The organism is Granulicella sp. L56, assembly GCF_009765835.1.
In the GTDB taxonomy this organism is placed as follows: domain Bacteria; phylum Acidobacteriota; class Terriglobia; order Terriglobales; family Acidobacteriaceae; genus Edaphobacter.
Window position 1 is genome coordinate 950,907 of sequence record NZ_LMUS01000006.1, and the last position, 20,412, is coordinate 971,318.

General features: G+C 58.2%; 13 protein-coding genes. 8 read left to right on the forward strand and 5 right to left on the reverse strand.

Translation table 11 applies throughout. From position 1 onward, the window contains the following. Positions 1-52 precede the first annotated feature (52 nt). The 3 genes from GSQ81_RS11950 to GSQ81_RS11960 all read left to right on the forward strand — a co-directional run bounded on the left by GSQ81_RS11950 (position 53) and on the right by GSQ81_RS11960 (position 5,217). Complete coding sequence (locus GSQ81_RS11950) at positions 53-1,690, forward strand: DmsC/YnfH family molybdoenzyme membrane anchor subunit (RefSeq protein WP_158910963.1); 1,638 nt, start codon at positions 53-55, stop codon at positions 1,688-1,690. After that, on the forward strand, positions 1,690-3,867 hold the full coding sequence (locus GSQ81_RS11955; RefSeq protein WP_158910964.1) for a molybdopterin oxidoreductase family protein: 2,178 nt from the start codon (positions 1,690-1,692) through the stop codon (positions 3,865-3,867). The genes GSQ81_RS11950 and GSQ81_RS11955 overlap by 1 nt, the downstream gene beginning before the upstream one ends. A 114-nt stretch (positions 3,868-3,981) precedes the next feature. After that, positions 3,982-5,217, forward strand: coding sequence for a NarK/NasA family nitrate transporter (locus GSQ81_RS11960; protein ID WP_158910965.1), 1,236 nt, complete (start codon positions 3,982-3,984; stop codon positions 5,215-5,217). Between the two features lie 54 nt (positions 5,218-5,271). Here GSQ81_RS11960 and GSQ81_RS11965 read toward each other — a convergent pair whose 3' ends face one another. Further along, the gene (locus tag GSQ81_RS11965) at positions 5,272-5,664 is read right to left on the reverse strand and encodes a hypothetical protein (protein WP_158910966.1); all 393 of its coding nucleotides are present in this window, start codon (positions 5,662-5,664) and stop codon (positions 5,272-5,274) included. Between the two features lie 11 nt (positions 5,665-5,675). On the opposite strand from GSQ81_RS11965, the gene GSQ81_RS11970 reads away from it, so the two are divergent. The 3 genes from GSQ81_RS11970 (at position 5,676) to GSQ81_RS11980 (ending at position 8,620) form a co-directional block, all read left to right on the forward strand. Continuing rightward, the gene (locus GSQ81_RS11970; protein WP_158910967.1) at positions 5,676-6,728 is read left to right on the forward strand and encodes a hypothetical protein; all 1,053 of its coding nucleotides are present in this window, start codon (positions 5,676-5,678) and stop codon (positions 6,726-6,728) included. Between the two features lie 61 nt (positions 6,729-6,789). Further along, on the forward strand, positions 6,790-7,323 hold the full coding sequence (locus GSQ81_RS11975; RefSeq protein ID WP_254060147.1) for a TlpA disulfide reductase family protein: 534 nt from the start codon (positions 6,790-6,792) through the stop codon (positions 7,321-7,323). A 127-nt stretch (positions 7,324-7,450) separates the two neighbouring features. Next, positions 7,451-8,620, forward strand: a complete 1,170-nt coding sequence (locus GSQ81_RS11980; RefSeq protein WP_158910968.1) for a pyridoxal phosphate-dependent aminotransferase — start codon at positions 7,451-7,453, stop codon at positions 8,618-8,620. Positions 8,621-8,934: 314 nt separating this feature from the next. On the opposite strand, the gene GSQ81_RS11985 is transcribed toward GSQ81_RS11980, so the two are convergent. Both GSQ81_RS11985 and GSQ81_RS11990 read right to left on the reverse strand, forming a co-directional pair. Beyond that, complete coding sequence (locus tag GSQ81_RS11985) at positions 8,935-11,331, reverse strand: glycoside hydrolase family 31 protein (protein ID WP_158910969.1); 2,397 nt, start codon at positions 11,329-11,331, stop codon at positions 8,935-8,937. A 331-nt stretch (positions 11,332-11,662) separates the two neighbouring features. Then, positions 11,663-12,646: an alpha/beta fold hydrolase gene (locus GSQ81_RS11990; RefSeq protein WP_254060148.1), complete on the reverse strand. Its 984-nt coding sequence runs from the start codon at positions 12,644-12,646 to the stop codon at positions 11,663-11,665. Between the two features lie 125 nt (positions 12,647-12,771). Between GSQ81_RS11990 and GSQ81_RS11995 the strand changes: the two genes are divergently transcribed. Next, positions 12,772-13,350, forward strand: a complete 579-nt coding sequence (locus GSQ81_RS11995; protein WP_158910970.1) for an ABATE domain-containing protein — start codon at positions 12,772-12,774, stop codon at positions 13,348-13,350. 368 nt (positions 13,351-13,718) lie between these two features. Next, positions 13,719-14,714 (forward strand): type III polyketide synthase, encoded by a 996-nt coding sequence (locus GSQ81_RS12000; RefSeq protein ID WP_254060149.1) that lies wholly within the window; start codon positions 13,719-13,721, stop codon positions 14,712-14,714. 117 nt (positions 14,715-14,831) lie between these two features. Here the strand turns inward: GSQ81_RS12000 and GSQ81_RS12005 are convergent, their stop codons facing one another. Together GSQ81_RS12005 and rpoC are read right to left on the reverse strand one after the other, a co-directional pair. Next, complete coding sequence (locus tag GSQ81_RS12005; RefSeq protein WP_158910972.1) at positions 14,832-15,443, reverse strand: PEP-CTERM sorting domain-containing protein; 612 nt, start codon at positions 15,441-15,443, stop codon at positions 14,832-14,834. 577 nt (positions 15,444-16,020) lie between these two features. Beyond that, complete coding sequence (gene rpoC, locus GSQ81_RS12010; RefSeq protein ID WP_158910973.1) at positions 16,021-20,211, reverse strand: DNA-directed RNA polymerase subunit beta'; 4,191 nt, start codon at positions 20,209-20,211, stop codon at positions 16,021-16,023. Between the last annotated feature and the right edge of the window lie 201 nt (positions 20,212-20,412).

A 20,412-nucleotide genomic window follows, 5' to 3' on the forward strand; every position in this document is an offset into this window, starting at 1 on the left:
TTAAGCCTTATCAGTGATTGACAGCAACTCACCGAAAGAAAGGAGGGAACAAGTGTCTCTACCTCTACAAGAACTCGCAGAGTCTTCCGCCGCTGAATCCATCGTGCGCATGACCTTCGCCGACCTCGGCCAGCCCTCCATACCCGCGGCAACCGTCGTCACTTCGCTCATCCCCACACGCGCTCTCGAAGCCGGAGAACAGTACCGCTTCCACTTCGACATGACCAAATGCATCGGCTGCCGCTCCTGCGAGATCGCCTGCAATGAGCAGAACGGCAACCCCGCCGACATTCGCTGGCGCCGCATCGGCGAAATCGAAGGCGGCACCTACCCCGACACGCTTCGCCACTATCTCTCTATGGGCTGCAACCACTGCCTCGACGCCGAGTGCGTCAAAGGCTGCCCCGTCGACGCCTACACCAAAGACCCCATCACCGGCATCGTCCTGCACTCCGCCGACGCCTGTATCGGTTGCCAGTATTGCGTCTGGAACTGCCCTTACTCCGTTCCGCAGTTCAACGCCGAGCGGGGAGTGGTCGGCAAATGCGACATGTGCCACGGCCGCCTCACCGACGGACACGAACCAGCCTGCGTCAACGCCTGTCCCGAAGCTGCCATCGAGATCGAAATCGTCAACACCACCGCATGGCGCATCGACTACGCCTCTGCGGAGTCGCCCGGCATGCCCGCCGCTGGCCACACCATCTCCACCACGCGCATCACGCTTCCTCCCAACTCCACCACGAAACTAGAGCGCGTAGACATAGGCCGCATCCAACCCGAGCACGCCCATCTCTCGCTCGTCTTCATGACGACGCTCATCCAGTCCGTTACCGGCTCGCTCATCTTCGCTCTGCTCTTTCGCGCAGCGCAGCCCATGCTACTCACCATCCTGCTCGTCATCACCAGCATCGCGCTCAACATCTCCGTCTTCCACCTTGGCCGCCCCGCCTATGCATGGCGAGCACTCAAGATGTGGCGCCGCTCCTGGCTTAGCCGCGAAGTCCTGCTCTTCGGCCTCTTCTTCGGCGCTATCGCCACATTCACCTTCGCCACATGGCTGCTCACGCCATCCATCGCATCGATCCTGCACAGCGCTTTCCTGCAGCATCTTCAGGTATTCTCCTTCACCTCGAACTTGCTCACAACAATCGGCTGCGTAGCCGCCCTCTTCGGCGTCGCAGGCACCATCGCCAGTGCCTTCATCTATCTCGTTCCCGCGCGTCCCGCATGGAACATGATCCACACACCCATCGACTTCCTTCTCAGCAGTCTGCTCATCGGTTCCACGCTTCCCATCACACTCAACTGGATCATCAAAAACCTCAACCGCATTACGCTACTGCAACCGCTCCATCTGCAAACCATCAACGCCTTTCCCGTATGGCTCACAGCCGTCGCAGCGATTCCATGGATCACCAACCATGCCATCCGTCTCATTCGCCTCAATCGCTCCAGCCTCTTTGAAGAGCGAGCCACCGCCGAACTTCTCGGCACACAAAACTTCCGTCCCGCCGTCATCGTCACCTTCGCTCTGGCCGCAGCCGCGGGCCTGCTCTCCTTCTGCGGAGCCTTCGCCTTCGCCACACTCGCCACCTTCGCCGCAGTCATCATCGCCCGTTATCTGTTCTTCGTCTCCGTCGTTCCGCTCAACATGGCGCTCACCTTCACTCGCGGAGGCTCTCACTAATGTTGAAACGAATCCGCCGGGCCCTCGGCATCGACACCCTCCAATCCGAGTACACCTTCCAGCGCGATCCCCACGTCGGCCACATCTCATCCAGCCGCGTCGCCGAAACATGGGTCAAGACCACCTGCGGCTACTGCTCCGTCGGCTGCGGCATGCTCGTCGGTGTCAAAGACAACAAAGCCGTCACCGTACGCGGCAATCTCGACCATCCCGTCAATCGCGGCAAGCTCTGCCCCAAGGGCCTCAGCGAGCATCACATCCTCGACGCCCCCGGCCGCGCCAAACAACCGCTCCTGCGAAAAGATGGCAAGCTCGTCCCCGTCTCCTGGGACGAAGCGCTCACCGTCATGATCGAAAAAATCTCCGCCGTCCAACAGAAATACGGCAACGATGCTCTCGGCGTCATCAGCACCGGCCAGCTCGTCACCGAAGAGTTCTACACTCTCGGCAAGCTCATCCAGCTAGGCTTCGGCAGCCGCAACTACGACGGCAACACCACACTCTGCATGGCCTCCGCCGTCTCCGGCTACAAGCTCACCTTCGGCAGCGACGGCCCACCCGGTTCCTACGCCGACATGGAGACCGCCGACCTCATCCTCCTCATCGGCGCCAACATCGCCGATAACCACCCCATCCTCTGCCAGCGCCTCGAACGTAATCGCCAGCGCAATCAAAACTCCACCGTCATCGTGGTCGACCCCCGCGTCACTAAGACCGCCATGATGGCCGACATTCATCTCCCCATCAAGCCACGCGGCGACATCGCTCTGCTCAACGGCATCGCCCACATCCTCATCCGCGACGGCCTCATCAATCGCGACTACATCGACCAGCACACCACAGGCTTCGAAGAATTCGCCGCATTCGTCGCCGACTTCACACCGCAACACGTAACCGAAGTCACCGGCCTCAGCGAAGAAAGCATCGTCAACACCGCGCACCTCTACGGCAAAGCAAAGGCCGCCTTCATCGGCTGGACCATGGGCGTCAACCACTCCACGCAAGGTGCAGCCACCGTCACCGCCATCAACAACCTCGCGCTCATCACCGGCAACATCGGTCGCGCCGGAGCCGCACCCTTCTCCATCACCGGCCAATGCAACGCGATGGGCAGCCGTGAAACCAGCTTCACCACGGCCCTCCCCGGCTACCGCAAATTCGAAAAAGCCCACGACCGCGAAGAGCTCGCTAACATCTGGAACATCGACGCCACACGCATCCCAACCTCACGCGGTCTAGCCTATCCCGACATCATCGAAGCCGCCGTCGCCGGCAAAGTCAAAGCGCTCTGGTTCATCGCCACCAACCCCGCAGTGTCCTTCCCTAACTATCCTCTCCTCAAGCAAGCGCTCGAGAGCGTCGACTTCCTTGTCGTGCAGGACGGCTTCCACCCCACACCCACCGGCGAGTTCGCCGACCTCATTCTTCCCGCCGCCATCTGGGGAGAAAAAGAAGGCACCTACACCAACTCCGAACGCCGCGTCAGCAAGGTCAACCCCGTCGTCACACCACCCGGCCTCGCACGCACCGACTTCGATATCTTCCTCGACATCGCCCAGCGCCTCGGCGTCCGCGACGACCTCTTCCCCGGCTGGACCAGCACACACGACGCCTTCAAAGAATGGCAGCGAGTCTCCGCAGGCCGCATGTGCGACTACAGCAAATTCACATGGCAGCAGTTAGAAGACGAAGGCGGCGCACAGTGGGGCGGCGACCGCCTCTACGCCGACGGCATCTTCCCCACCGCCACCGGCAAAGCCCAGCTCTACAATGTCCCCTGCCTGCCCTTCGTCGAGCAGCCAAACGAAGAGTACAACTTCATCTTCAACACCGGCCGCACCGTCGAGCACTGGCACACCCGCACCAAAACCGCCGAAGTCAAAATGCTCGACAGCATGGTGCCCAACGCGTGGCTCGAGATGAATCCCGTCGACGCGGCAAAACTCGAACTCCGCCCGCACGACCGCGTCAACGTCGTCTCGCGCCGCAGCACCGTCCGCAACATCGAGCTGCGCATCACCGGCATCGTCGCTCCCGGCCAGGTCTTCATGCCCTTCCACTTCGCCGAAGCCAACTCCAATCTCGTTACCCTCGGAGCCTTCGATCCCATCTCACGCGAACCCAACTTCAAGCAGTGCGCCGTCCGCGTCGAAAAGTTTTTCAAAACAGTGAAGTAAAAAAATCGGCCACGCCGCCGAATGCAAAACAAACACCACGGTCGAACCCCGACGTTCACCTCGCACCAGATGACAGATTGAACAACTCACACTCATCTCTCAGGGGAGCTATCCATGGCAAATCTAAAAGCATTCATGAAATCCGGACACCCACCCACCCTACTCGCTGCCTTCCTCTACTTCGATTTCAGCTTCGCCGTCTGGGTCCTTAATGGAGTCATGGGTCCCTTCATCTCCGAGCAGTTCCACCTCACCCAGGGCCAGGTCGGCCTCATGGTCTCCGTCCCTACGCTCGCCGGAGCCTTCATGCGCTTCCCGCTCGGCGTCGTCTCGCAATACATCGGCAGAAAAAACGCCGCCATCATCGAGATGTCGGCCATCGTCATCGCCCTGCTCTACGGCTTCTTCTTCGTCAAAACCTTCCACGACGTCCTGGCCATGGGCGTCCTGCTCGGCATCGCCGGAGCCAGCTTCGGCGTCGCGCTCTCGCTCGGCTCAGGCTGGTTCCCCAAGCAGTACAAAGGCCTCGCCATGGGCATCGCCGGAGCAGGCAACAGCGGCACCGCCGTCGCCGCACTCTTCGCTCCGCGCCTCGCCACCCACTACGGCTGGCAGCACGTCTATGGCTTCGCCGCGGCGATGATGCTGCTTCCCCTCATCGTCATGATCGTCTTCGCCAAAGAGCCGCCAGACATCGAGCACCAAAGCCTCAGCGATCATCTCAAGTGCCTCTGGGAAAAAGATGGCTGGGCCTTCAATCTCGTCTACATCATCACCTTCGGCGGCTTCATTGGCCTGGCCACATTCCTGCCATCGTTCTTCGTCAAGCAGTTTCACGTAACTAAAATCCAAGCCGGAAGCCTCACCGTCCTCGCCACCCTCACCGGCAGCGCCACCCGCGTTCTCGGCGGCTGGTTCGCCGATCGCATCGGCGGCATCACCACACTCTCTGTCGTCTTCCTCATCGTCATCGCCGGACTCTTCGGCCTCATCGCATCGCCCTCGCTGCTCGTCACCACGTTGCTCTTCATGCTCTGCTTCGCCGCTCTGGGTGCGGGCAACGGAGCCACCTTCCAACTCGTCCCGCTGCGCTGGCCCATCACCACGGCAGTCGCTGGCGGCATGATCGGCGAAATCGGCGCGCTCGGCGGCGGCATTCTGCCCAACCTCCTCGGCCAATCCAAACAACACACCGGCTCCTACTCCACCGGCTTCATCGCCTACGCCACGCTTGCATTCCTTATCCTCATCCTGTTGCGCATCGTCTCTCGCCGTTGGATGAAGACCTGGGTCGGCGCAGGCGGACGCGCGCTCCCTGACGAAAAAACCTTGGCCATCGCAGCAGACTAGCTATCAATAGCGCGTGTGTCTGTCTCCACACCTTCGGAGGCAGACGCTCGCAGATTAAAACAGAGACACCTTAGCCCGCCCCCTGCTCACGTCATCTCGACCGAAGCCGCGCGCCTCATCGCGCGGCGCAGTGGAGAGACCCTGTATTTCGCCTTTACTCCTGCCGCTGCCTGTTCTTTCGACGAGCATCTCTCCATCCTGCGGATGAGTAAAAACTAATACTTTGTCTCGATGTGTTTGATCGACAAAATTTCTATACTCATCCGACAGCTCCGACAGAGAACAACTATGCGCCGAAACCCGAATCGTAATATGCCATCGGCTCGTTCGTGGGCGTTCGCTTTTGTTGTGGCTGATTTGAAACATGATGGAGGCGAAGTAAATTGAAGCTAAATACGCAAAAGCATGCCGGCAATCGCAAGGGCGGCCAAACCAGACAGAAGACATTTAAAGTCTCCTTGGCACTCGGCGCCGCTCTCCTCATCACTCCGCTGCTGACGACCTGTGCATGGTCGCAGGGCTGTATTCTCGCCCGCTCGCCTGAGCAATCGGGCTTGCCGACCGGCGAAGGCGGCGTCCTTCAGCCTGGCCACTTCCAGATCAGCGTCGGGGAGCGTCACCAGTTCTCCTACCAGCACTACGTCGGCGATGTGTACCAGGAGTATCGTGCACAGGCGAAAACGCAGGTCGAGAACAGGATCAACCTCGTCACGGTAAATCTGACCTATCAAATTAGCCCACGCGTCAGCGTCGAGATCGATGCACCCTGGCTGTTCGCGACACGCAAGAGCCAGAACTCGCCCATCAAATACTCCGCAACCGGATTGGGCGATACCATCCTCGGCATTAATAGCTGGCTCTGGAGCCCGGCAGTCCCGCACCGCGGCAATCTCTCCGGCGGCCTTGGAGTCTTGACGCCAACCGGCAATGACGACGTGCAGAATACCGTGAACAGCAACACCACCGGAGTTGGCCCGGCCGTGGAAACTACGGGACCGGTCGATTACTCCGTTCAACCAGGTGGCGGCGGCTGGGGACTAGTCGCACAATGGACGGGCTACAGGCAAGTAGGCTCCTCCCTCATCTTCTACACCGATGGCGACTACATCGCAACGCAGGGTGGAACCAACGGCGTGCAGCGTGCGACCAGCACAACGACTCCATTGAACAACTTCGTCGCGATTTCAGATCAATATTTGCTGGAAGCGGGAGTCTTGTTTCCGATAAACCATGTGCAGGGATTGGGAGTTACGCTGGGACCGCGTGACGAAGGCGTCCCGGCAAAGAACCTCTTCCCCAACAGCAATGCGGGCTTTCGCAGGCCGGGGTATGCCGTAACCTTCGGCCCCGGAGCACAATACTCGCGAGGCGCGAACATCCTCACCGCCGGAATCTATAAAGCCGTCCGGCGCGATCGTACTGTCAGCTATCCGGATTCCGTCTACAAAGCGCATGGTGATGCAGCCTTCGCGCAATACGTCTGGCTCGCAAGTGTTACCCATCGTTTCTAACCCAGAACTTGTCCCTGCCGGCAATTGCTGCGGCAGGGACAATCCTTGAAAGAAGTCCTCCATGATCATCAAAAAGAGAACGATCCAAACCCTAGCGTCGATGATGCTCTGTTGCCTGATAACAACGGCGTATGCCAAGCGTATTCCTAACCTCGAAGCTAAAAACCTCTCGGGTGCACCCGAAAAAGTTGAGGCTCTGCGCGGTTCGATAGCCGTCATCAATTTCTGGGCTACATGGTGCGGCCCCTGCAAAGAAGAGATGCCCCGCTTAGCGAAGCTGAAGGATGAGTACTCTGCCAAAGGCGTTCGCTTTGTAGCAATCTCTGTCGACGAGCCAAAGAGCAGAGCCAAGATCGAACCCTTCCTCAAGCTCCAGAACATTGACATGGAGGTTTGGGTTGGCGGAAATCTCGACATGCTCACGCGTGCCGGACTGGGCAACGTGCTCCCCGCCACAATCATCATCGACCAGCAGGGCGAGATCATCGGCCGCATTATGGGCGAGGCCAAAGATGAAGACATCAAAAGCCGTCTGGACTGGCTTCTGAATGGGCGGCAAGGCCCCGCACCCGAACCATCTCTGAAGCGTTACTAAGTACATTTCCCACAAATCTAAATAGATAAAACCAGGCAGGCCCAGCCATAAACTGGGCCAATCCTTTTCATAAACAATATTTTGAAGCTGCCCATCAACAGCGATTTGCAGTATCCTGCAAACGTCCATGCCCTCCACCACATCCAACCTCCGCGTCAGTCAGATCTCCCCACTCATCATCCAGTCTGAGATCCGCTCCATGTCGGTCGAGTGCGACCGCGTCGGTGGCATCAACCTCGCGCAAGGCATCTGCGACACCGATCTGCCGACCTCTGTCGCAGACGAGGCAATCGAAGCCATTCGTACCGGCCAGAATATCTACACGCGCCTCGACGGCATCGCACCTCTACGCCAAACCATTGCCGCAAAGCTCCAGCGCCACAACAACATCACCGCCGATCCCGACTCCGAAATACTCGTCACGTCAGGCGCAACGGGTGCCCTCTACGCCACCAGCCTCGCGCTGCTCAATCCCGGCGACGAAGTCATCCTCTTCGAGCCTTTCTACGGCTACCACGTCAGCAGCATGATCTCCATGCGAGTGCAACCCGTCATCGTTCCGCTCGCACCGCCGAACTGGCAGCTCAATCTCGACACCCTCCGCCAAAGCATCACCCCGCGCACCCGCGCCATCATCCTCAACACACCATCGAATCCATCCGGCAAAGTCTTCAGCGCCGCCGAGCTCCAATCCATCGCAGATCTCGCTATCGAGCACGATCTCTTCGTCATCACCGACGAGATCTATGAGTACTTCCTCTACGACGGCGCTCGCCACATCAGCATCGCGACGCTGCCCGGCATGGCTGACCGCACCATCACCGTCTCCGGTCTCTCCAAAACCTTCAGCATCACCGGCTGGCGCGTCGGCTACCTCACCGCCAGCGCAAAGTGGATACCCTCCATCGGCTACTTCCACGACCTCACCTACATCTGCAGCCCCGCGCCGCTGCAATGCGGAAGCGTCGCCGGCCTCACCCAGCTCTCCGAATCCTTCTACGAAAGCCTCTCCACTGAGTACCAACAAAAGCGCGACCAACTCTGCCAGGCCCTCACCGAAGCCGGACTTCCGCCATCGATCCCCGCCGGGGCCTACTACATCCTCGCCGACGTCAGCCGCGTTCCCGGCAACACCGCGCAGAAGAAGGCTCGCAACCTGCTCGCCGCTACCGGTGTAGCCGCCGTAGCAGGAACCGCCTTCTTCGCCGAAGGACGAGGCGAAAACATCCTCCGCTTCTGCTTCGGGAAAAAACCCGAAGCCCTCGACCGCGCCTGCGAAGCGCTAAAAACCCTTTAGCATCTCAGCAAGCACAAACCGCACATCATCTTAACTACGAGAGTGGTTTATAGCTATTTGCTCTCAGGTGTAGCTTTCTTTGTCATTCCCGAACTTGTTTTTCATTCCCGAAGGGAATCTGCGTTTTGCTCGAACCACCAAAACGCCATCTGGAGAAGAGCCCCTCAAAAAACTACGTCATCTCGACCGAAGCGGAATGGCGAAGCCCCTGTATTCGCCTTTTGCATAAACAGCCAGCCAGAAGCGGGTGCCCCACGTCCCGCTTCTGGGACGTGGGCTTCCACCACTAACTCCAAGCATTAATCAGCAACCACCTACTTACCCACCACCTCAACAATCTCCGCATCCGGCTTCGTCCACGCCTTCGCACCCGCCGAAGTCAACTTCCCCGCAGCATCCGACCAATGCAGATGAGCGATCTCATCCTTGCCCTTCTCATAGTCATACGTCGTGCCATCGTCGCTGTACAACTGGAAGTCCCCATCTGCGCCCGGATAAACACGAACCTTGGCAATCTTCTGCACCTCGTTCGTGCTCTCCACAGCTTCGCCCAACGGCACAATCGATCCCGCCCGCACAAACAGCGGAAGCGTATCGATCGGCGCAGCCACCGTCACACGCTGTCCGCCATGCAGCCGCTCATTGGTCCAGAAGTTATACCAGTCCGTTCCCGCAGGCAGATAGACCGAACGCGTCGTCGCCCCCTGTTCCGTCACCGGAGCAACCAGGAACGCCGGGCCAAACATATACTCATCACCAATATTCGCGACCTTCTCGTCGTTCGGAAAGTCCATGAACAGCCCGCGCATAAAGGGCGCGCCCGTCTCATGCGTCATATAACCCAGCGAGTAGATATAAGGCATCAACTCATAGCGCAGCCGCAGATACTTCTCCAGTATCGGCTCCGCCTGCTTGCCATACGACCAGACCTCGTTATGCTTGCGGCTTCCATGGCTGCGGAAGTTCGGTTGAAACGCACCATACTCAAACCACCGCGTATATAACTCGGGATAGTCGTCGTAGTGCCCTACGTTGTCCCGCGCATCCGAAGGATCAAGCAGCGGAGGATGCTCCGGCTTGTGATAAGCAGGCAGATACTGCCACCCACCAATATCCGTGCTCCAATAAGGCATCCCCGACGCCACAAAATTAATTCCCGTAGGCACCTGCCTCTTCAACGTGTCCCAATTAGGAGCGATATCCGAAGACCAGAAGATCGCACCATTATGTTGCGCTCCCAGATAAGCATCGCGCGAAAGAATCAACGCACGCGTCTTCAGGTCCTGACGAAACCCGTTATAAAACGCAGCCGTATGAAACAGCGGATAGACATTGAAGAACTCCGTTCCCGGCCCCCCATGAAAGTAGCTTCCATTCGGCGGCAGATCGGGCTCCGTCTCATCCGCCCAGAACGCATCGAAGCCCTTGCTCACAAAGTTGTCGCGAACCGTATCCCAATACCACTTCGCCGCATCGGGGTTCGTCGTATCGATGTCCGATCCCGCACGATCATAGGGCAGGCCATTCGTAGGCGTTCCATCCGCCAGATGTTCGAACCAGCCATTCTTCAAGATCATGTCATAGAACCGCGACCCCGGAACGAACCGTGGCCACACGCTGATCATGCTATGAAAGCCCATCGCATGAAGCTCGCGATTCATCGCCGTCGGATCAGGCCACTTCGCCGGGTCCATATCCATCTGCCCCATCTTGGTGTAATAGAACCAATCCACCACCATCACATCCGCAGGCAGATGCCGCTCGCGATACCCCTTCGCGACATCCAGCACCTCCTTCTGCGACGTGTACCGCTGCTTGCACTGGATATAGCCATAAGCCGACTTCGGCAGCATCGGCGTAGATCCAGTCAGCTGCCTGTACCCTTCATAGATCTCGTCATACGTCTTGCCTGCAATCACAAAAAACGAAACCCGCTGCCCCACATCCGAGGTCCAGCGCGTCGAATCATTAAAACCAAACGCCACCGTCGTCCGCGAAGGATTGTCCCACATCAACCCATAGCCATAATTTGTAACTACAAAAGGAACACAAACGCTCTGCCCCGCTGGCGCGTTGTAATCATGCGCGCAGCGAACGACGTGTCCGCGGCGGTCCATATATCCTTCCTGGTTCTGACCCAGTCCGTAGTAATGTTCATCCTTAGGCGAATGGAACGAAGCCCCTACCTGAAAAAACTCGCGGTCAGTCGGTCGCCGGTCATAAAGAATATCCGCGTTGCCGTCCTTGTGGTTCGGCACCGACATCTGCCATCCCTGCATACTCAAAATCGGCTTGCCATCCGGTGTCTTGAACGAGATCCCCACACCCGGCGTCGAGCCATTGAAGAACTTCGCAATATCGGCAGCCGTCCCGGTAGGAGTCCAATGGCCACTCGGGCCGACCGTCACCACGATGCGATCGGACTTGAAGACATCGCCGCTCTTGCCGCTCTCCTGCGACCAACCGGTGGCCGAAGGACTGGCCGTAATCCCATATCCCGGAGCGCTGACAGCGTCGGCCTTATTCAAGCTCAAAGTGACGCGCACAATGTTTGGAGCATAAGGCTCCAGCATCACCGTCGCTTCGCCGCGACTCAGCACCACCTTCTCCTGCGCTTGCGCCTTGACTCCAATGAGAGTCAGAAGGCAGAGGACAGTGCACCAGAAAGAGAGGGTCTTACGCGCGTGCGAGGCGTTCGGCAGTGATTGCATGGTTTTGATTTAGCCTTCCATTACGATTCAGGGGATAAATCGTTTTAGTTGAATGGCATAACCACTGTCAAACCTCAACTTCAGCACGCCCGCCCAGCCTTATCAAATACCCAATCAACCCAACACCAAACGTACGTCATCTCGACCGAAGCGCAGCGAAGTGGAGAGACCCCTGTATTTGCCGTTGCCCTTGTCGTTGCCTGTCTCCACATCCACCAAAGCGGGTGCCCCATGTCCCGCTTCTGGGACATGGGTTTCAATCACCGCACCCTTTATGCAATCAAGAAAAATGCTCAACGAATCCGTTGTCAATTAAAAAGAAATCACTAGCTCAGGCCACGGCATTCGCAAGAAACTGCCGCATCGCAGCAGCGATCACTTCAACATGACTCTCCAAAGCGAAGTGACCTGTATCGAGAAACTGTACCGTCGCATTCGGAAGATCACGCTTAAAAGCCTCAGCTCCCGGCGGAATAAAGAAGGGATCGTTCTTGCCCCAGATAGCCAGCAGCGGAGACTTCGATTTGCGGAAGTACTCCTGAAAGGCCGGGTAGAGCTTCACATTGTTGGCATAGTCAAGGAAGAGGTCGAGTTGAATGTCCGCCTTGCCGGGACGCTCAATCAGAGCCGCATCAAGCGTATAGCCCTCGGGCGCAATCGCCGCGGGATCAGGCGTGCCGTGGGTGTACTGAAAGCGAATTCCCTCAAGAGTCAACCCTTCGCGCATGGCGTCGCGATTCTCCTGCGTCGGATTGCGCCAGTACCGCTGGCTGGGAGCCCAGGCATCGCCCAGGCCTTCTTCGTAAGCATTGCCGTTCTGCGACACGATCGCGGTCACGCGCTCAGGATGCGCCATCGCTACCCGCAGGCCAGTGGGAGCACCGTAGTCGAAGACATACAGCGCGTAACGATTGAGGTGCAGCGCCTCCGTAAAAGCTTCCACCGTCTTTGCCAGCGCATCGAAGTTGTACTTGTAGTTGCGCTCGGCAGGAACCTCAGTGAAGCCGAAGCCCGGCAGGTCGGGCGCGATGACTCGGTATTTGTCGGCGAGGCGAGGAATTAGCTCGCGATACTGAAACGACGACGTAGGAAAACCATGCAACAGCAGCACCACCGGAGCATCGGCGGGGCCAGCTTCGCGGTAGAAGACGCTGATGCCATCGGCTTGAACACGATGGATGGTGGTAAGTGGAACGTTTGCTTTTTCGGTCATAGGTCTTCCTTTCGTGGTTTTTCCGGTTGAGGGTTGCGCACAGGCTACGGGAACTGCACTGGCGAAGGCAGCAGCCTGCACGAGGAAGTTGCGACGGTTCACGAAAGCCTCCTGGAAGGTCAATTTCATGTAACCACTCTAATGCATTTTTACCGGTTACACACAATAAGATGTAACCGGTAAAATAAAGCTACAATGGTTACATAAAATTTAAGGAGCAGCGCAGGATGCCAAAATCCGGTCAACCGATGGAGCAGGAATTCCTCATGCTGGCCGATCATCCGGCCCTGGATTTTCTCAATACAGAAGTTCGCATTAATGGCGAACTCGTTGATCTTCTTCAGAGCGACGACGATGTTCTGCGCTGGTTCGCCCGCGCTGGCTGGCCTGTGGATAAAGCCTCCTTGAACTTGTACCCAGAGCTTCTACTCGATATTGCACGCGGCCTCCGCGCAGCAATTCACGGTGCGATCGAGAAGTACAAAGCAGGAGAGTCAGACAACGGAATCATGAATATGTTTCTCTTCGAGGCCAAGAGCTATCTGAAGCTGGTGCCGGACAACCAGGGAGGTCTGCGCCTCGAACGGAGATGGGAGCCAAAGACTCCCGAACAGGTTCTGGGGCCGCTGATGGAATCCGCTGCCGAACTGCTGGCCGCCAACGATCTCAAGATGATTAAACGCTGCGAGGATGCAGAGTGCATCCTCTGGTTCTACGATCGCACCCGCGCTCATCGCCGCAGATGGTGCAACATGGCCACATGCGGCACCCGCAACAAGGTTGCGGCATTCCGCCAGCGCGGCTAGGAGCAAATTTTCCTCTTAGCCTTGGAATCATACGACGCCCTGTGGATTTCCTGTGTAAAAAAACATAAAAACAATGACCTCTAAGTGTGATTAGGTACAACCTTTGAGTGCGCTATACTAAATTCACTGATATCCCCTTGGGTTTTACCTGTACGCTGGATGTTTTTCCTTTCTGCCAGCCGTTCGTACAGGCACTTGTGACATTCCTGCCAAATGATATTCGCTGACGATCTGCGTCGGCACACATAGACACACTTACCTCTCCCGGAAAAGGTTGTAAAAAGCCCATGCGCATTGCGTCAGTCGGTACCGCTTATCCTCCCCACCGCTATCCCCAGTCCGTTATTACAGAAGCCCTAAAAGGCCGTATGAAAGACAGGCCAGGAGTGCCTGCCGCGATGGAACGCCTCCACGCCAACTGCGGCGTCGACTTCCGCAATATCATGTTCCCGCTCGATACCCTGGGGAGCCTCTCCGGCTTTGGCCCGACAAATGACGCCTGGATTGCGGGCGCTCTCGATCTGGGGCAGAAGGCCGTTCAGTCGGCACTCGACCGCGCCGGTCTGGTTCCGTCCGATATCTCCGCCATCTTCTTCACCTCCGTGACCGGCATCGCCTGCCCCAGCATCGACGCGCGGCTGGTGAATTTGATGGGCTTTCCGGCGACGGTTAAACGCACGCCGATCTTCGGCCTTGGCTGCGTTGCCGGGGCGGCAGGCATATCGCGCGCGACCGACTACGTCCGCGCCTTTCCCAAGCAGTACGCGCTTTTGCTTGCGGTCGAACTTTGTTCGCTTACCTGGCAGGACCAGGACCAGTCGATGGCCAACCTGGTTGCCAGCGGTCTGTTTGGAGATGGTGCCGCTGCTGTTGTGCTTGCAGGAGAAGAGACAGAGCTGGCGCAGAAGCCGACCAGCGTGCAGGACCCATGCCCACGGGTTGTCAGCACCCGCTCCACGATGTACCCCGACACGGAGCACCTCATGGGGTGGAAGATCAATGAAACCGGGTTCAATATCGTCCTCTCCGCCGAGGTTCCCGACTTGGTCACCAACGAACTCCGCAAAACCGTCGAAGGCTTCCTCGAGGATAATGACCTATCGATGGGGCATATCTGCAGCTTTATCTTCCATAGCGGAGGGCCCAAAGTGCTGAAAGCGATGGAAGCTAGCTTAGACCTGCCCCGCGGTGCTCTCGCAGCCTCATGGAACAGCCTTCGCCAGCGCGGCAACCTGTCATCCGCCTCCGTTCTGACGGTGATGGAAGACTTTTTGATGAACCGGCCGGGAAGTCCGGGCTGCTACAGCATGATTGGCGCAATGGGTCCGGCGTTCTGTTCCGAGCTGCTTTTGCTTCAGTGGTAGGTGTGGGAAGTAATGTGCGAGATGCATCCGGATGTTGCAAATCCGGTTAAATCAAAAGAAGGGAGCCCGTTGCGGCTCCCTTCTTTTGCAAAAGCTTAAGGCTAAACCTATATAGGACTAGGCCTTGAACTTGCGGCGTGCCAACCCAACGATTCCGAACAGACCGGTACCGAAGAGAGCGAGCGAAGCCGGCTCCGGAACAGGAGCGGGTGCGGCTGAGGTTGATGCTGAGAAGGATGTTAGCTGAGCGACGTCCTGACCGGTCACGTACTGAGTGGTAAAAGAGAACGTGGCTGGTCCTGACTCCCCACTAAATACACCGGTTCCAACAAAGGTTCCATTGCCGGTGACGGACAGGCAAGTGCTGCCGAGATTGCATCCGCTCATCGGGTCTGTATTGCCGGTGACGTAGCTGGCGTTGTACTGCGTCATATCGAACGTGAAGGTCTCGCCATTCCCTGAAGTCGAGAAGAGTGGGACAAAGCCGCCCGTATACGGAGGATTAGGAGGAGTATTTATCCCGTTGTTATACGGGAGAGCTCCGGGAAGAAAATTGATCAGAGCTCCATCCGACAGATAGGTGGAAAACGCGCCGCTGATTCCCCCCACAATGATTGAATTGTTGGGACTTCCGGGTGCCCCGTTGGGATTAAACGTGATGGTTGAACTGGTAAAGGTGTCAGTTCCAGTCGCGGAAAAAAACCCGCTAATAGAATCTGCATGAGCCATAGCACCGCTGCTTATGGCAAGGACAAAAAGTACCGCAAAGCGCTTAAGCATTAGGATCCTCCAAATAAAAAACTGAACTTGCGAGAAAGCTACCTCGCTCCCTGTTAGTGCAGTTAGCGTGCCAACTTGACAAATGGCATTCACGCAACTTAATGCAACAGAAAGAATCAGTTAGATTAACTTTTTTTCCTCCAGCGAAGAATCACAGTGCAACTCTTTGCACAAAAGAGGGGTTCGTTTATCGAATTTGGTTCCACTCGCAAGTTGGAAAATGGAGGAAAACCACAAGAAATCCCCAGAATCGAGTGATACCTGGAATCTCTCGGTGGGCACCGCTGGCCAACTTAGGTCCGCTCTCTCTTCAGCCCTGGCGGCCATGATCGCGACTTCCACTAAAACTCAGGGTGCACAAGCTGGTTGACGATCAGAAGCATCGAAGCCGGTCATCCATCACCGACGGACTGTGTGGCAGCGGGTATTCTAACGCACCGCAATAAAGGGCGGACTCTTTCGAGTCCGCCCTTTATTGCGGTTGTAGTTAAGGTTTCACGCGAAGCGTCGAGAACGGTACGAAGTACTATTCGGCGGCCATTTCTTCCTGTTCGCCTTCCATGCGCATCTGTTCTAGTTCGCGCTCTTCGGCGTCGTGGGCTTCCTGTACCTCGGCCTGGACCTGGGCTGCCGCTTCTTCGAGCTCGGGTGAGAGCTGGACGTTGCGGTAGTACTCCATGCCAGTGCCGGCGGGGATGAGGCGGCCTACGATGACGTTTTCCTTGAGGCCGCGGAGCGTATCGATGGAGCCGTTGATGCTGGCTTCGGTCAGTACGCGAGTGGTCTCCTGGAAGCTGGCGGCCGAGATGAAACTGTCGGTCGAGAGCGACGCTTTGGTGATGCCGAGCAGAAGCGAGCGGCCGATGGCGGGACGGCCACCTTCCATGAGGACGCGCTGGTTTTCGGCGTTGAAGCGGAAGCGGTCCGTCTGCTGATCGACGAGGAACGTGGTGTCGCCGACCTCTTCGATCTTGACCCAGCGAAGCATCTGGCGAACGATGGTTTCGATGTGCTTGTCGGAGATGGCCACGCCCTGCAGCCGGTAGACTTCCTGAATTTCGTTGACGAGGTACTGTTGCAGTGCACGCTCGCCGAGAACTTCCAGAATGTCGTGCGGGTTGCGGGGACCGTCGATGAGTGCGTCACCGGCACGGAGGCGTTCGCCTTCCTGCACGTTGACGTAGACACCGCGGGGAACGCTGTACTCCTCTTCCTGACCGTTGTCGGCAGTGACGTAGACCTTGCGCTGGCCCTTGGCGACTTCACCGAAGCGAACGACACCATCGATCTTGCTGATGATCGCCGGGTCGCGGGGCTTGCGGGCCTCGAAGAGTTCGACGACGCGAGGCAGACCTCCGGTGATGTCCTTGGTACGCGTGGTTTCGCGTGGGATCTTGGCAAGGATGTCGCCGGGGTAGAGCTCGTCGCCGTCGGCCACCATAAGGTGAGCACGCGAGGGCATGAGGTAACGCTTGTTGCCCTGCGCCGACTTGATGATGATCGCTGGCTGGCGCTTCTCGTCGGCAGAGTCGGCGACGACCAGACGGCTGAGGCCGGTGACTTCGTCGACTTCTTCGTTGAGGGTGACGCCTTCCTGGAGGTCCTTGAACTGGACGGTTCCGGCGATCTCGGTGAGCAGAGAGAAGGTGTACGGGTCCCACTCGCCGAGCTTGTCGCCGATGCTGACCTTCGCGCCTTCTTCGATCTTGAGCTTGGCGCCGTAGACGATGGCGTAACGCTCTTTTTCGCGACCCTTGTCGTCGATGATGGCGACCGAACCGTTGCGGTTCATGGCGACCAGATCGCCGGACTTGGAGCGGACGGTGACCAGGTTGATGAAGCGAACCGTACCGGAGTTCTTGGCCTCAAGGTGAGAGGCGTCGGAGACGCGGCTGGCGGTTCCGCCGATATGGAAGGTACGCATGGTGAGCTGGGTGCCGGGCTCGCCGATGGACTGCGCCGCGATGACGCCGACGGCTTCGCCCATCTCGACCATTTTTCCAGATCCGAGGTTACGGCCGTAGCACAGGATGCAGACGCCGCGCTTGGACTCGCAGGTGAGCACGGAGCGGATCTTGACCTTCTCGATACCGGCAGCCTGGATTGCGCTGGCGAGATCTTCGTCGATCTCCTGATTGACTTCGACGATGGTCTTGCCCTCGAAGTCCTTCAGCTTCTCGAGCGAGACGCGGCCGATGATGCGGTCGCGCAGAGGCTCGATGGTCTCACCGGCTTCGATGATCGGGGTGACATAGATGCCCTCGACCGTGCCGCAGTCGTTGTGCGAGATGATGACATCCTGCGCAACGTCGACGAGACGGCGGGTGAGGTAACCCGAGTCAGCGGTCTTGAGTGCGGTATCGGCGAGGCCCTTACGTGCTCCGTGGGTCGAGATGAAGTACTGGAGAACGGTGAGGCCTTCGCGGAAGTTCGCCGTGATGGGGGTTTCGATGATTTCGCCCGAGGGCTTGGCCATCAAACCACGCATACCGGAGAGCTGACGGATCTGCTGTTTGGAACCACGAGCACCGGAGTCGGCCATGATGTAGATCGGATTCATGGCGCCGTCTTTGTCGGCCTGCTTCATGTTGTTGAACATGTCGTCTGCGACGCGCTCGGTGACGGTGGACCACATCTGGATGACCTTGTTGTTGCGCTCACCGTTGGTGATGGCACCGTCGAGGTACTGCTGCTGAACGTTGATGACCTGCTTCTCCGCCTCGTGAACAACGGTGTACTTCGAGGCAGGGATGACCATGTCGTCGAGGCCGACGGAGAGGCCGGACTGGGTGGCGTACTTGAAGCCGAGGTCCTTGATCTTGTCGAGCGTCTTGACCGTAACTTCGAGGCCGAGGTTCAGGTAGCAATAGTTGATGAGCTGGCCCATGCCCTTCTTCTTGAGCAGGCCGTTGACGTAAGGCATCGCGTCGGGCAGCGCATCGTTGAGGATGGCGCGGCCGACGGTGGTCGAGATGAACTGGCGGTTGAACTCGACCGGCTCGGTGTGAGTGAGGTCCTGATCGTCGTACGCCGTGGTCATGTCGAGGACAGGGCCGGTGTAGCGCAGACGAATCGGGGTAAGCGTCTCAACCTGCTTCGCTTCGAGGGCCATGAAGACCTCTTCGATGTTGGCGAAGACGCGGCCTTCACCTTTGGCGTTGACCTTGGCCTTGGTGAGGTAGTAGATGCCGAGCACGAGGTCCTGCGTCGGCACGGTGATCGGCTGGCCGCTGGCGGGCGAGAGGATGTTGTGCGAAGCAAGCATGAGCACGCTGGCTTCGATCTGGGCCTCGGGCGAGAGCGGGATGTGGACGGCCATCTGGTCGCCGTCAAAGTCCGCGTTGAAGGCGGTGCAGACGAGCGGATGGATCTTGATCGCCTTGCCTTCGACGAGCACCGGCTCAAACGCCTGGATGCCAAGGCGGTGAAGCGTCGGAGCGCGGTTCAACAGGACGGGGTGGTCCTTGATGACCTCTTCGAGGATGTCCCAGACGATGGGGTCCTGCATTTCGACCATCTCTTTGGCCTGCTTGATGGTGGTGCAGTGGCCGGTCTGTTCGAGACGATGATAGATGAAGGGCTTGAAGAGTTCGAGCGCCATCTTCTTAGGAAGACCGCACTGGTGCAGCTTCAGCTCGGGGCCGACGACGATGACCGAACGTCCGGAGTAGTCGACGCGCTTGCCGAGAAGGTTCTGACGGAAGCGGCCCTGCTTGCCCTTGAGGGTGTCGGAGAGCGACTTCAGCGGACGATTGTTCGCGCCACGGAGAACGCGGCCACGGCGGCCGTTGTCGAAGAGAGCATCGACGGCCTCCTGCAACATGCGCTTCTCATTGCGGACGATGACCTCAGGAGCATGCAGGTCCATCAGCTTCTTGAGGCGGTTGTTGCGGTTGATGACGCGACGATAGAGGTCGTTGAGATCGGACGTGGCGAAGCGTCCGCCGTCGAGCGGTACGAGGGGGCGAAGCTCTGGCGGGATCACGGGGATCACGTCGAGGATCATCCACTGCGGCAGGTTGTCGGACTTGCGGAAGGCCTCGACGATCTTGAGGCGCTTGGAGTACTTGAGCTTCTTCTGTAGCGAGGTCTCGGTCTTCATGCGCTCGCGCAGTTCGACGGAGAGCTCGACAATTTCGACACGCTTGAGGAGTTCCTTGATGGCCTCGGCACCCATCATCGCCTTGAAGCCGGAGGGGCGGTACTGAGCATCGAGTTCGCGGAACTTGGTCTCGTCCTTGATGACCTCGCGCTCCTTGACGGGCGCGTCGCCTGGATCGACGACGACGTAGGACTCGAAGTAGAGGACGGCTTCGAGCTCACGCAGGCTGATGTCGAGCAGGTGGCCGATGCGGCTGGGCAGGCCCTTGAAGAACCAGACGTGCGAGCAGGGACTGGCGAGCTCGATGTGGCCGAGGCGTTCGCGACGGACCTTCGAGAGTGTGACTTCAACGCCGCACTTGTCGCAGATGACGCCGCGGTGCTTCATGCGCTTGTACTTGCCGCAGAGGCACTCCCAGTCGGTGATGGGTCCAAAGATGCGGGCGCAGAAGAGGCCGTCGCGCTCGGGCTTGAAGGTGCGGTAGTTGATGGTCTCGGGCTTGGTGACTTCGCCGTGCGACCAACTGCGGATCTTCTCGGGGCTGGCGAGCTGGATCTTGATGGCGTCGAAATCGGCGATGGGACCGGTCAGTTCAAAGGGGCTGGAGCGGAACATATTGGGCGTCTCCCTTATTTCCTGCGCTTGCAGGTTGCAGCGTGGGCTGCGGTTACTAAATCTGTTTGCGATGACTTGTGGCGCATCGCGTTACCAGTACTTCTAAAGCTGTTGCTCGTCTTTCAATTGTGGTGTTGCTCAAAACTTTTAATACCGGGGCAAAAGCCCCAAAGCATTCGCCGCCGGGAGTGTCCGGGCTAA

Bases quoted from the DNA above. Each gene is read 5' to 3' on its own strand.
- GSQ81_RS12005 (WP_158910972.1), bottom strand. From the start codon at position 15,443: ATGGCTCATGCAGATTCTATTAGCGGGTTTTTTTCCGCGACTGGAACT.
- GSQ81_RS11955 (WP_158910964.1), top strand. From the start codon at position 1,690: ATGTTGAAACGAATCCGCCGGGCCCTCGGCATCGACACCCTCCAATCC.
- GSQ81_RS11965 (WP_158910966.1), bottom strand. From the start codon at position 5,664: ATGTCTTCTGTCTGGTTTGGCCGCCCTTGCGATTGCCGGCATGCTTTT.
- GSQ81_RS11980 (WP_158910968.1), top strand. From the start codon at position 7,451: ATGCCCTCCACCACATCCAACCTCCGCGTCAGTCAGATCTCCCCACTC.
- GSQ81_RS11975 (WP_254060147.1), top strand. From the start codon at position 6,790: ATGATCATCAAAAAGAGAACGATCCAAACCCTAGCGTCGATGATGCTC.
- GSQ81_RS11960 (WP_158910965.1), top strand. From the start codon at position 3,982: ATGGCAAATCTAAAAGCATTCATGAAATCCGGACACCCACCCACCCTA.
- GSQ81_RS12000 (WP_254060149.1), top strand. From the start codon at position 13,719: ATGAAAGACAGGCCAGGAGTGCCTGCCGCGATGGAACGCCTCCACGCC.
- GSQ81_RS11995 (WP_158910970.1), top strand. From the start codon at position 12,772: ATGCCAAAATCCGGTCAACCGATGGAGCAGGAATTCCTCATGCTGGCC.
- rpoC (WP_158910973.1), bottom strand. From the start codon at position 20,211: ATGTTCCGCTCCAGCCCCTTTGAACTGACCGGTCCCATCGCCGATTTC.
- GSQ81_RS11985 (WP_158910969.1), bottom strand. From the start codon at position 11,331: ATGCAATCACTGCCGAACGCCTCGCACGCGCGTAAGACCCTCTCTTTC.